The sequence below is a fragment of the uncultured Gilliamella sp. genome, from assembly GCA_945271295.1.
GTDB lineage: Bacteria > Pseudomonadota > Gammaproteobacteria > Enterobacterales > Orbaceae > Gilliamella.
The window spans coordinates 1-12428 of sequence record CALYPG010000002.1; the positions used below are offsets into that span (position 1 = coordinate 1).

At 34.9% G+C, this 12428-nt stretch carries 10 protein-coding genes and 1 pseudogene; 4 read left to right on the top strand and 7 right to left on the bottom strand.

All coding sequences use genetic code 11. The features are described from left to right. Window positions 1–51: 51 nt before the first annotated feature. From Q0K76_RS01455 to Q0K76_RS01470, 4 genes are all read right to left on the bottom strand, one after another. Complete coding sequence (locus tag Q0K76_RS01455) at window positions 52–792, bottom strand: hypothetical protein (RefSeq protein WP_294610160.1); 741 nt, start codon at window positions 790–792, stop codon at window positions 52–54. A gap of 252 nt (window positions 793–1044) precedes the next feature. Beyond that, window positions 1045–2175, bottom strand: a complete 1131-nt coding sequence (gene nrdB / locus Q0K76_RS01460) for a class Ia ribonucleoside-diphosphate reductase subunit beta (protein ID WP_363322370.1) — start codon at window positions 2173–2175, stop codon at window positions 1045–1047. A gap of 146 nt (window positions 2176–2321) precedes the next feature. Beyond that, window positions 2322–4607 carry a class 1a ribonucleoside-diphosphate reductase subunit alpha gene (gene nrdA / locus Q0K76_RS01465; protein WP_294610165.1) on the bottom strand — a complete coding sequence of 762 codons (2286 nt, stop codon included), beginning with the start codon at window positions 4605–4607 and terminating at the stop codon, window positions 2322–2324. Window positions 4608–4889: 282 nt separating this feature from the next. Continuing rightward, on the bottom strand, window positions 4890–6224 hold the full coding sequence (locus Q0K76_RS01470; protein WP_363322363.1) for a replication-associated recombination protein A: 1335 nt from the start codon (window positions 6222–6224) through the stop codon (window positions 4890–4892). A 178-nt stretch (window positions 6225–6402) separates the two neighbouring features. On the opposite strand from Q0K76_RS01470, the gene lolA reads away from it, so the two are divergent. The 3 genes and pseudogenes from lolA to Q0K76_RS01485 all read left to right on the top strand — a co-directional run. Beyond that, window positions 6403–6996, top strand: coding sequence for an outer membrane lipoprotein chaperone LolA (gene lolA / locus Q0K76_RS01475; RefSeq protein ID WP_294610170.1), 594 nt, complete (start codon window positions 6403–6405; stop codon window positions 6994–6996). 128 nt (window positions 6997–7124) lie between these two features. Beyond that, window positions 7125–7631: a hypothetical protein gene (locus Q0K76_RS01480; protein ID WP_294610173.1), complete on the top strand. Its 507-nt coding sequence runs from the start codon at window positions 7125–7127 to the stop codon at window positions 7629–7631. Window positions 7632–7901: 270 nt separating this feature from the next. After that, window positions 7902–8096, top strand: a pseudogene (locus Q0K76_RS01485) (transposase); the annotation flags it as partial. A 16-nt stretch (window positions 8097–8112) separates the two neighbouring features. Here the strand turns inward: Q0K76_RS01485 and mnmE are convergent. From mnmE to Q0K76_RS01500, 3 genes are all read right to left on the bottom strand, one after another. Next, complete coding sequence (gene mnmE, locus Q0K76_RS01490; protein ID WP_294610176.1) at window positions 8113–9474, bottom strand: tRNA uridine-5-carboxymethylaminomethyl(34) synthesis GTPase MnmE; 1362 nt, start codon at window positions 9472–9474, stop codon at window positions 8113–8115. 161 nt (window positions 9475–9635) lie between these two features. Continuing rightward, on the bottom strand, window positions 9636–10259 hold the full coding sequence (locus tag Q0K76_RS01495) for a YdcF family protein (RefSeq protein WP_294610180.1): 624 nt from the start codon (window positions 10257–10259) through the stop codon (window positions 9636–9638). A gap of 4 nt (window positions 10260–10263) precedes the next feature. Then, complete coding sequence (locus Q0K76_RS01500; RefSeq protein ID WP_294610183.1) at window positions 10264–10833, bottom strand: DNA-3-methyladenine glycosylase I; 570 nt, start codon at window positions 10831–10833, stop codon at window positions 10264–10266. 241 nt (window positions 10834–11074) lie between these two features. On the opposite strand from Q0K76_RS01500, the gene Q0K76_RS01505 reads away from it, so the two are divergent. Continuing rightward, complete coding sequence (locus Q0K76_RS01505; RefSeq protein ID WP_294610186.1) at window positions 11075–12424, top strand: MFS transporter; 1350 nt, start codon at window positions 11075–11077, stop codon at window positions 12422–12424. Window positions 12425–12428 lie beyond the last annotated feature (4 nt).

The window sequence follows — 12428 nt, forward strand, 5'->3', positions numbered from 1 at the left end:
ATGTTTCACCATAAACATCTTACCACTTTTTCTTTCTGTTAAGATTCGCACTTAGTATTTGAATTTACCCCGTTTGAAACTATTTAAATGCATTGATTTTTGAGGTGTATTAAAATTACTAATTAATTTGTATTTAATATACTGATTGGTAGCCTCTAGCACTTCAATTACTGCACCTTTATATCTAATTACTTTTGAGCTAGATAAATCATATTCCGCATTATTCGAAAAAGTAGGATGAGTTAAATCATTATTAAATTCTTGGTATCCTATGTTAATTTTATTACCAACTTTACCATTATAAATTAATGTCTGCTGAAATTTGCGCTGACTTGTTATATTAACTTTTTTAAAAGTATATTGCTTATTATAGTTACAAAAATCAGTTCCAGCACTAAAGGAAATACATACTTCATTTTCAGCATTGTCTTTTCTCACTCTAATACCGATAGGTGGTGGTGATGAAGTGAAGGTTTTTACAATAGCATTTCCATCTTCACTACTAGCTGAAAAAAATAAATGATTCTTGTTTTCACCAAGTTTAAGATAGTCACCTGGCTCTATAATATATGCATGAAAAGGTCTTGTAATCTCAGTCGTGGTAGGAAAAGAGATTGCGTCCATTAATTTGACTTCGCCTTGGTTTAGCATGTTATCACCAATATAGGTTGTGGTGATGGCATTAAGCTCAGGATAACTTTTTGGTGTCACTTGAGGCATATAGTTATATTTAATGTCACTGACACAACCAAGCAAAACAAACGATAATGTTGCAATTAATAACTTTTTCATTTTGTTTCCTTATATAACAAATATCTTATGAGAGATTAAGTGATTTTGGCTATAGGTCAAGACAAAATTTTATCATTTATAATGAATTTATAATGATAAATAAAATAATAATCTATATATAATGGTAGTTTGTAAGCTTACTTATAATAAATTAATAGATTTAACTAAAGTGGTATTAACAATTAAAAAAGGAACGCAAGAGAGTTCCTTTTGTAAAGATGTTTCAGGAGAAGCATACGTTCTAGTATAAATTTATAATTTGAAATCACTTAAATCATCTTCATTAATTTCAGCGTCAATTTGTCCAACTAAATAAGAACTCATTTCCGCTTCTTGTGGTGCGACTTGGACATTATCTGAAACTAACCAGTTATTAATCCAAGGGATGGGATTGGATTTAACGTCGTATGGTAATGTTAGCCCAACTGCTTGCATACGGATATTAGTTATATACTCCACATATTGGCATAAGATATCTTTGTTTAGACCAATCATGGAGCCACCTGCAAATAAATATTCGGCCCACTCTTTTTCCTGGTTGGCAGCTTGTAAAAACAGATCATAACACTCTTGTTCACATTCTTTGGCAATTTCAAGCATTTCGGGATCGTCTTCACCGCTGCGTAGAGTGTTGATCATAAATTGGGTGCCAGTTAAATGTAAGGCTTCATCACGGGCAATAAGTTTGATAATTTTAGCATTACCTTCCATTAGTTCACGCTCAGCAAAAGCAAATGAACAAGCGAAACTGACATAAAAACGAATAGCTTCAAGGGCATTAACACTCATTAAACACAGGTAGAGTTTCTTTTTTAATTCACGTAAATCAATGGTAATTGTTTTATTATTGATGGTGTGTTTGCCTTCACCAAGTAAATTATAATAACTAGAGTAGCTAATAAGATCATCATAATAGCCAGCAATATCACCAGCACGTTTTTGGATCTCTTTGTTGGTTACAATGTCGTCAAAAACAATGGAGGGATCATTAACAATATTACGAATTATATGCGTATAAGAACGTGAATGGATGGTTTCGGAGAATGACCAAGTTTCAACCCAAGTTTCTAGCTCCGGAATTGAAATTAAAGGTAATAAGGCAACATTGGGACTGCGGCCTTGAATTGAATCAAGTAAAGTTTGATATTTCAAATTGCTGATAAAGATATGTTTTTCATGTTCCGGAAGGCTGGCATAATCAATACGATCTTGTGAAATATCAACTTCTTCCGGACGCCAGAAGAAAGAGAGTTGTTTTTCGATTAATTTTTCAAACATTTCATACTTTTGTTGATCATAACGGGCAACATTTACGGATTGGCCAAGAAACATTGGTTCTTTAAGTTGGTCATTATGCACATGTGAAAAGGTACTGTAATTCATACTCATAATATAACTCCTAACGGATTTTTAGTTATTTTTACCATCACCTTTCGACAGTGCAAAAAGGGAGGAATGGTAGGAGAGTTATTTCATCTCCGTCAAACTCATTTTTAGAGTAATACTTATTTTTTTGTATTTAAAAATAATTAGATTTTGCAAGCACCGCCTTCACAGCCATCATCATGATTAGTATGTGCGATATCACCTTGAATATCTTCAGCACCATCGCGAGTGTTATGATAATAAAGGGTTTTTACGCCAAATTTATAAGCTGTCAATAAATCCGCTAATAATTGTTTCATTGGTACTTTATCATTTGGGAATTTGGTTGGATCATAGTTGGTATTGGCAGAAATCGATTGATCAATGAATTTCTGCATAATACCTACTAGGTGTAAATAACCCGTGTTATTAGGAATTTGCCATAGTAGTTCATAGAAATTTTGCAAGTTTTGAAAATCCGGTACCACTTGACGTAAGATACCATCCTTAGAGGCTTTAACACTCACAAACCCACGCGGTGGTTCAATACCATTAGTGGCATTTGAAATTTGTGAAGAAGTTTCAGATGGCATTAGTGCCGATAATGTTGAATTACGTAATCCATGAATTTTTATCGATTCGCGCAGTGATTCCCAATCATAATGTAAAGGTTCTTTAGTAATACTATCTAAATCCTTTTTATAAGTATCGATTGGTAAAATACCTTGAGAATAGGTGGTTTGATTAAATAATGGGCAGGCGCCTTTTTCTTTCGCTAAATTATTTGAGGCTTTTAATAAATAATATTGCATCGCTTCAAAGGTACGATGAGTTAAATTATTGGCACTGCCATCAGAATACTTAACGCCATGTTTAGCTAAATAGTAGGCATAATTAATCACACCAATACCTAATGTGCGGCGATTTAATGACGAGTTTTGCGCTGCTGGAACAGGGTAATCTTGATAATCAAGCAGTGAATCGAGCGCGCGAACCGCTAAATCAGCAATTTCTTCAAAATCATCGAGTGATTCAATTTTACCAAGGTTGAACGCAGATAAAGTACAAAGGGCAATTTCACCATTTTTGTCATTAATATTATTAAGCGGTTTGGTTGGTAAGGCAATTTCCATACATAAATTGGATTGATGAACGGGTGCTAGTTGCGCATTAAATGGGCTGTGCGTATTACAATGATCAACATTTTGAATATAAATACGCCCTGTCGATGCGCGTTCTTGCATTAATAATGCAAAGAGTTCCACCGCTTTAACTTCGCGTTTGCGGATATTTTCATCTTGTTCATATTGTTGATAGATCTGTTCAAATTTATCCTGATCAGCAAAAAAGGCATCATAGAGTCCGGGAACATCAGATGGACTAAATAAGGTAATATTTTCATTTTTAATTAACCGTTGATACATTAATTTATTGATTTGCACCCCGTAATCTAAATGGCGAACACGATTTTCTTCAACTCCACGATTGTTACGTAAGACCAGTAGACTTTCGACTTCTAAATGCCAAAGTGGATAAAAAACGGTTGCCGCACCACCACGAACGCCACCTTGTGAACATGATTTCACTGCAGTTTGGAAATATTTATAAAACGGAATACAGCCGGTATGAAATGCTTCACCACCACGAATTGAACTGCCCAGAGCTCGAATTCGTCCCGCGTTTACTCCTATTCCGGCCCGTTGTGATACATACTTAACTATAGCACTAGCAGTAGCATTGATTGAATCTAAACTATCATCACATTCAATTAACACACATGAACTAAATTGACGAGTTGGTGTACGCACCCCTGCCATAATTGGGGTTGGTAGTGAGATTTTGAATGTTGAAACGGCATCATAAAAACGTTTAATGTAACTCATGCGCGTTGTTTTTGGATAATTAGCGAATAAACAAGCGGCAACTAAAATATATAAAAATTGTGCACTTTCATAAATCTCACCGGTTACGCGGTTTTGCACTAAATATTTCCCTTCAAGTTGTTTAACTGCGGCATAGGAAAAGGTCATATCGCGCCAATGGTCGATGATTTGGTCCATTTGCTCAAACTCTTCCGGGGTATAATCTTCCAGTAAGTGTTTGTCATAACGTTTATTTGCTACTAGCTTTTTGACATGTTCATAAAGCGGCGGTGGAGTGAATTGGTTATAGGCTTTTTTACGTAAATGAAAAATCGCTAAACGAGCAGCTAAATATTGGTAATCAGGTGCATCTTGTGAGATAAGGTCAGCCGCGGCACGTATAATGGTTTCATGAATATCTGATGTTCTAATTCCATCATAAAATTGAATATGTGAACGTAACTCTACTTGCGAAACGGAAACGTTTTCTAACCCTTCAGCGGCCCAATTAATGACCCGATGGATTTTATCCAAATTAATAGCTTCCTTCTTGCCATCACGTTTTGTTACTAGCATTGATTTATTCATTTTTTATCCAATATTTTTCTTTTTTGTGTAATTCATAATAATTGATATTTATCAAAATATACAATATATAGTGCCTATTAATCAATTTAATACAATATATGGTGTTTTTATAAACTAATATTATTGAGGTGAATTACAAAACTTGAATTAATTTATATACCAATACTATAGGTATATAGTTATATTTAATGAAAATAGAAAGAGAAAAATGTAATATTGGTAGTAATAAATATAAAGATCTACCTATCAATAACTAGATATTATTGTAACAACTGATTACTCTTATTTTGATTTGTAGCGCTGAATATTACTGTTACGATTTTGTTCTTCTAGCCATTGAAGTTTATCTACATAAACTTTTTCAGCGCCACGGGTAGATGGATGATAATATTTGGTATCAGCAAGCTCTGGTGGGAAGTAATTTTCGCCAGCAGCAAAAGCATTCGGTTCATCATGAGCATAACGATATTCAGCACCATAACCCAAGTCTTTCATCAAATTGGTTGGTGCATTGCGTAAATGTTCAGGAACATCATAATCAGGTTTCGATTGTGCATCAATCATCGCTTGTTTAAAAGCCAGATAAACAGCATTACTTTTTGGGGCACAGGCAAGATAAATAATAGCTTGCGCAATAGCCCTTTCCCCTTCAGCAGGGCCAACGCGCGTAAAACAATCCCATGCAGCTAATGCCACTTGCATTGCTCTAGGATCTGCATTGCCAACATCTTCGGATGCGATAGCTAATAATCGACGAGCTACATATAAAGGATCACCACCTGCTGAGATAATTCTTGCGTACCAATAAAGCGCTGCATCAGGTGCCGAACCACGAATTGATTTATGTACTGCTGAAATCAAATCATAAAAACGATCACCCTGATTATCAAATCTCGCACTTCGCTCACCCATCACTTCTTTTAATAATTCAGGAGTAAGTTGGTTGCCATCAGACATATCAACTAAAAGTTCGAGAGTATTAAGAGCTCTTCTTGCATCACCACCGACAAACTCAGCAATTTGCTGTTTAGTTTTTTCCAATAACACGATCTGTTTATTACCATAACCACGCTCTGGATCGTCCATTGCTTGTTGTAAAATACTCTCAATATCTTGATTAGATAAGGATTTAAGTAAATACACTCTAGCCCTTGATAGTAGCGCTGAGTTTAATTCAAAAGAAGGATTTTCAGTAGTTGCTCCAATAAATGTTACTGTGCCATTTTCTACATAAGGTAAAAAAGCATCTTGTTGACTTTTGTTAAATCGATGGACTTCATCCACAAATAAAATAGTCCGAATACCAGCTTGTTGATTGATTTTTGCTCGCTCAATAGCTTCACGAATATCTTTTATGCCTGATGTGACTGCTGATAATCGCTCAACTTTAGCATTAGCGTGATGAGCTATAATTTCGGCTAATGTTGTTTTACCTGTACCGGGTGGTCCCCAAAGAATCATGGAGTGTAGATTACCTGCTTCAATTGCTTTAGGTAATGGCTTACCTTTACCCAATAACTGAGTTTGACCAATATATTCTGATAAAGTACGAGGACGCATTCTCGCAGCTAAAGGTTTAAATTCATCTGTCGTAAATTCAAAAGACATACTAGGCATACTACATAATATCCAGAATTCTAAAAATAAAGATATTATATACTGGTTAACTGATAAGTGAAAAATAAAAGAAATATCTTTTCCCTCTAACCGAAAAACGGTAATATCATTTTATTTAGATATCATTAATCTATTAAAATATAATCATTTAATAGAGAAGAATATATAAGGTTTTATCATGAAAAAGTTTTTATTATTTTTATCACTCTTTACTTGCATGTCAGTATGGGCTAGCGATAAAGAAGTTTTACAACAGCGTTTAGATAAAATTGATGGTTTTTATGCACGTTTCTCACAAGAAGTGAAAACAGCGGATAACCAATTAGTACAAGAAGGTAAAGGGGATTTTTGGGTTACCAGACCTTATTATTTTAACTGGACAATGAATGAACCCGACAAAACTTCAATCATTTCTGATGGCAAAAATATGTGGGTTTATACACCAGCAGTTGAACAAGTAAGTGTAATGAGTTTAGAAAAAGTTGTGGATAATCGTTTAATGTTACTCATTACTGATAGCCATAATTCGATTTGGAATGCCTATAATGTGACGCGTAAACAAGATTCATTTACGCTAAAAGCAACTGATGGTTCTAATCAAAATTTTGTTATTTCTGTACTACCTACTGGAATGATCTCAAACTTCACCATTATTGAAGAAGATGGACAGCGTAGTTTTTATGATCTATCACACCAAAAACTTGGCAAAATAGCACTCGATAAATTTAAATTTACGCCGCCAAAAGGAGTGACAATAGATGATCAGCGGTAGTTTGATCCTCGTCAAAGCTTATACTTAAATAAGCTAAAGTTGATTAGTTTTTAGTGACGCTTTTAAAAAGAATAACTTATTTCTGAATTAACAAATAGAATTTTTTACAGTAAAACTTGGAAATTCAAATGAAAAATTATAACTTATTAATTTTATTGTTATTATTTTTTAGCTATAACAATTATGCGAAAGAAATTAATAATTTTGCTAATACCAATTGGATTTTTGATAATGTCTCAAAAATTGATGCATATGGCAAAAATAATGAAGATACTCGAAAAGTATTAAGGTCGACTAATGAACATATCAATATATCCTTTACTGATCATGATACAATTATCATTCAAAATAATATCTCACAAAATCAGGTTGTTTGTAATAAACCTTATTCAGTTAGGCTAAATACTCCTTTAGATTACTTTTATTCAGAAGCAACTGTTGATTTATACAATGCTATTTTGGCCAAACAAAATGAAGTATTTGCTAATCAAATAAAAATTATTAAAACAGGTTTAAATGACAATTGCATGCGACCTTATGAAGAGCTTATTGAAAATAATGAACGTTTGATTGTTATCGATAACTTTTATTTAGTTTTTTTTAAAAAGGCGGCTAATTCTTCTCTTAAACAATAAAACAATTTTGATAAAATTAGTACAACCCTCACTAATACTCAGTATACTTTTTGATAGGTTACACTATAAGTATTAGTTTTATAAGGTCATTGTTATGATGAACAAAAATAAGGTAACAACAATGGCCATCAATTTACTTCGAAGAGAAAAACGTAAACGTGCTGATAGCGCTACGCAAAGAAAATAAGTGCTTGTTAAAAGAATGATATCTTAAAGCAAGCAGCGGTTATGGACTTACTAATCGTTTTTTTATTAACTAGCCAAGCAGAAACAAGGAATGCGGATATTGATTGAACACTTTATCGTTATCGTCATTTAGTTGAAAATGCGTTTACGAGATCAAAGTATTTTCGAATTATTGCAACAAGATATGTTAAGCTATTTCGAAACTACGCGAGTACATTAGCACTCGCATGTTGCTATATTTTATTACCTGATGGGTTGATTAACATGAAAGATCAATAGACCCTAGTAAAATAATTTATTTTCCAATACAAAATGAAGTGAAAATTCGGCCTAATAAATCATCGGAGGTAAATGCTCCAGTTATTTCACTCAATGCTTCTTGAGCTAATCTTAACTCTTCAGCCAGTAATTCACCAGCATGGAATGTGGTTAGTTGGTATTTACCATTGTTTAAGTGCTCTGCAGCTTTTGCTAGTGCCTGTAAATGTCGCCGCCGCGCTAAAAATCCACCTTCAGTACTACTAGTAAAACCCATTGCTTGTTTTAGGTGTTCGCGCAATAATTCTATACCCTCTCCAGTTCTAGCCGATAGCTTAATCAGCGAGTAACCATTTACTTCACTATAACCCAACGCTTCTCCGGTTAAATCGGCCTTATTGCGAATAACTGTAACTGGCATATGTTGCGGCAAGCGTTCAATAAATTCAGGCCACAGTTTTTCCGGATTAGTTTGCGTGGTAGTGGTACTATCTACCATCAATAATACCCGGTCTGCTTGTTCAATCTCGTGCCATGCACGTTCAATACCAATGCGTTCAACTTCATCACTGGCTTCGCGCAATCCAGCGGTATCAATAATATGTAGTGGCATACCATCAATATGAATATGTTCACGTAGTACATCACGAGTAGTACCGGCTATATCAGTAACAATCGCCGCCTCACGCCCGGCAAGCGCATTAAGTAAACTAGATTTTCCCGCATTAGGGCGACCTGCAATTACCACTTTCATACCTTCACGCAATAAAGAACCTTGTTTAGCTTCTTGACGGACTTCGTCCAACCGAGCTATTACCTCATTGAGTTGGGATTCTATTTTACCATCAGATAAAAAGTCGATCTCTTCTTCCGGGAAATCAATTGCCGCTTCGGTAAAAATCCTTAGGTGTATCAATGATTCAACTAGTGCATTAACTTTTTTAGAAAATACGCCTTGTAATGAAGATATTGCTGATTTTGCCGCTTGCTCAGAGCTAGCATCAATCAAGTCTGCAATGGCCTCTGCTTGGGCTAAATCGAGTTTATCATTTAAAAATGCACGCTCGGAAAATTCCCCTGGCCTAGCGATGCGGATATTAGGTATCTCTAATACACGCTTTAATAATAAATCTAATATAACTGGCCCACCATGTCCTTGTAATTCAAGTACATCTTCACCAGTAAATGAATGAGGATTAGGAAAAAATAACGCAATACCTTCATCCAATATTGAACCATCGGCAGCCAAAAAAGGGAGATACTCAGCATAACGAGGTTTAGGTAATTTGCCTAATACTGCATGGGCAACGGCTTGAGCCTTTGGTCCTGAAATTCGCAAAATACCTACACCACCACGTCCGGGAGGTGTTGCTTGGGCAACAATAGTATCTGAATTCATATTAATTTATGTATAAATTTAATCTCGATGATTTATCATATCATGTACGTCAAGCAAAAACAGCCGTTAACAACTACGCAGCAAAGATCTTATAACTTCTAGGCTAGTGCCGGTTATTGAGGAATCAATAACCTTGTTGTTGTACATCTAAACTACTTAACTCAATGATTATGATTTTCGGGTGATTGATTAACGACACTAGAGTTTGTTGGATGATCAAACAACCAAGAATTTACTAACGCCAATGGTTCACGAATTAAAGCATAATATTTATCTAAATTAGTAAAACTCAAACTAGCTGGTAATCCGGAAACATCTTTTATACCAGAACGTTTGGCTAACATTATAGAACGTAATAAGTGAAAATCACTGGTTACCACAACTGTTTTACCTAATGGTAACACATTATTTGCATATACAAATTGTTGCGCGGTTCGCGTTGATTTATCTTCAATATAAATTCTGGAAGTTGCAATACCTTTTTGAGCTAAGTAATCAGCCATAACGCTAGCTTCGGTCGCTGATTCATCTTTACCCTGACCACCACAAACAACTACTTTGGTCTGTGGATTGGTTTGTAAATAAGTTACTGCCACATCTAAACGATCTTTTAATGTTGGATGAGGCGTAGCAGGAGAACCAATCACCATCGATCCTAAAACAACGACAGTATCAGCATTTGCAGCTGGTTTTTGTTGAGCATAATAATAAATAACAATATTACAAATAACAAAATATAATAAAACTAGCACCAAACCATATTTAATTAATCGCTCAAATTGCATCAAACTAATCACCTTTTTTAAAACAGTTTACAAAGTGGTCGTTAACCAGCCCCATTGATTGCATAAATGCATAACAAATTGTCGAACCTACAAAAGAAAATCCCCTCTTTTTTAACGCCTTGGACATGTTATCGGAAATTTCGGTACTAATAGGCACTTCACTCAAATCATTATAGTGATTGATAATGGGCTTTCCATTAACAAACGACCAAATAAATTCAGAAAAATCCTCACCGTTACTTTGCATAGCTAAATAAGCCTTAGCATTTTTTACAATACTATTTAGCTTTAAACGATTACGAATTAATCCCGGATTTTGCAGTAATATCTCAATATCTGCGGTTGTGAGTTGTATAATTTTTTCAGGTACAAAATTAAAAAAACAACGACGATATTGATCACGTTTTTTGAGAACCGTGATCCACGATAGCCCTGCTTGTTGACCTTCTAAACAGATTTTTTCAAATAATTTTAAGCTATTATGTTGAGGGATACCCCATTCATTGTCATGGTAAGCTATATATAAAGGATCATTGTTAACCCAACTGCAACGTATTGATTTTTCTGTATTCATTAGTAGTATTATCTTAATATTTAATTATTTATTATGACTTATAATGATAATTATTGTATAAAAAAATAAATATCGCTGAATTATAAATCAAATAGTGAGTTTTATCATATACATTAAATTTTTTTATGATGAAAAAAAAAACTATTTTTTATGGCAGAATATCGACTACTTATCACGATTTAGTCAAAAAAGATCTGATTTCTTTCTTTTCTTTATCACATTAATATTAAGGTTATATTACATGAACCAAGTAGAGATTTGTTCACAATGGCAGCCAGTTGCTCGGCCATTAAATGGAAAGGATTTAAAAACATTATTCTTATCCTCTTTAGGGGGTACCTTAGAATTTTATGATTTTGTTATCTATGCTCTATATATTGATACCATCGTTAAACCACTATTTTTACCGCACACGTTATCACCATTAACGCTGGATCTGTTTGCTTGGGGTATTTTTGCTGCCGGTTATTTAGTGCGCCCGATTGGTGGCATCATTATGGCTCACTTTGGCGATAAAGTTGGGCGTAAACGAATGTTCACGTTAAGTGTGGCAATGATGGCCCTGCCAACGTTTATTATTGGTATTTTACCTACTTATATGTCGATTGGTATTTTTGCGCCATTTTTGCTCCTGATTATGCGAATGTTACAAGGTGCGGCCATCGGTGGTGAAATGCCGGGTGCTTGGGTATTTATTGCCGAACACGTGCCCCAGCAACGTTATGGTTTAGGTGTTGGGACTTTAACATCAGGAATTACTGGTGGCATCTTACTTGGTTTTATCATGACAATTTTTATTGACCTAAGTTTTACCACTGAAACCATCTTAGATTATGCTTGGCGTATTCCATTTATTGCCGGTGGGGTGTTTGGGGTTATTTCCGTTTATCTACGTCGTTTTTTATCTGAAACACCAATCTTCAAAGAACTCGCTGCCCGTAAAGCCTTAGAAAAAAGCATTCCAGTGGTGACGGTAATTAAAAAACATAAAACTGCTTGTGTGATTGTCGCTTTATTAACTTGGTCTTTATCTACAGCTATCATGGTTGGGATCTTAATTACTCCCGGCCGCATTGTTGGTGGTATGTATCATTTTGCTAATCTTGATTGGCGCATCGGTGGCTGCATTGCCGCTTTAACTTTGACATTAGGGTGTGTTATTTTTGGTTGGTTAGAAGATAAACTTGGCACTACTACCAATGTAGTTATAGCTTGGGGTGGGCTGGTAATTACGAGTATTTATTTTTATAGTTCATTAAGTCCGGACATATCATTAACTAAATTGTATTGGATATGGGCGCTATTTGGTTTATTTATTGGGGCAATTGTTATTACACCAATAATTGGTACCCGAGCGTTTCCACCATCGATTCGTTATTCTGGTTTATCCTTTTCTTATAACTTAGCTTATGCCTTATTCAGTGCCATCACGCCTACCTTAACGCTTTATCTATTGAGTCCGGAACATTTATTAGGTGAATATAGTTATCTTGGGGCAGGAATTTACATTGCGTTTGTTTCGTTAATTGCCATAGCTGTTGGCTTTTACCCATTAGCTAAACAAGGTTGGCGCAGTGAACCCAGTAATTAGCAAT

Excerpts from the sequence above, each read along its gene's own strand:
- Q0K76_RS01500 (WP_294610183.1), bottom strand. The coding sequence starts at position 10,833 with ATGAATACAGAAAAATCAATACGTTGCAGTTGGGTTAACAATGATCCT.
- nrdB (WP_363322370.1), bottom strand. The coding sequence starts at position 2,175 with ATGAATTACAGTACCTTTTCACATGTGCATAATGACCAACTTAAAGAA.
- Q0K76_RS01455 (WP_294610160.1), bottom strand. The coding sequence starts at position 792 with ATGAAAAAGTTATTAATTGCAACATTATCGTTTGTTTTGCTTGGTTGT.
- lolA (WP_294610170.1), top strand. The coding sequence starts at position 6,403 with ATGAAAAAGTTTTTATTATTTTTATCACTCTTTACTTGCATGTCAGTA.
- Q0K76_RS01470 (WP_363322363.1), bottom strand. The coding sequence starts at position 6,224 with ATGCCTAGTATGTCTTTTGAATTTACGACAGATGAATTTAAACCTTTA.
- Q0K76_RS01480 (WP_294610173.1), top strand. The coding sequence starts at position 7,125 with ATGAAAAATTATAACTTATTAATTTTATTGTTATTATTTTTTAGCTAT.
- mnmE (WP_294610176.1), bottom strand. The coding sequence starts at position 9,474 with ATGAATTCAGATACTATTGTTGCCCAAGCAACACCTCCCGGACGTGGT.
- nrdA (WP_294610165.1), bottom strand. The coding sequence starts at position 4,607 with ATGAATAAATCAATGCTAGTAACAAAACGTGATGGCAAGAAGGAAGCT.
- Q0K76_RS01505 (WP_294610186.1), top strand. The coding sequence starts at position 11,075 with ATGAACCAAGTAGAGATTTGTTCACAATGGCAGCCAGTTGCTCGGCCA.
- Q0K76_RS01495 (WP_294610180.1), bottom strand. The coding sequence starts at position 10,259 with ATGCAATTTGAGCGATTAATTAAATATGGTTTGGTGCTAGTTTTATTA.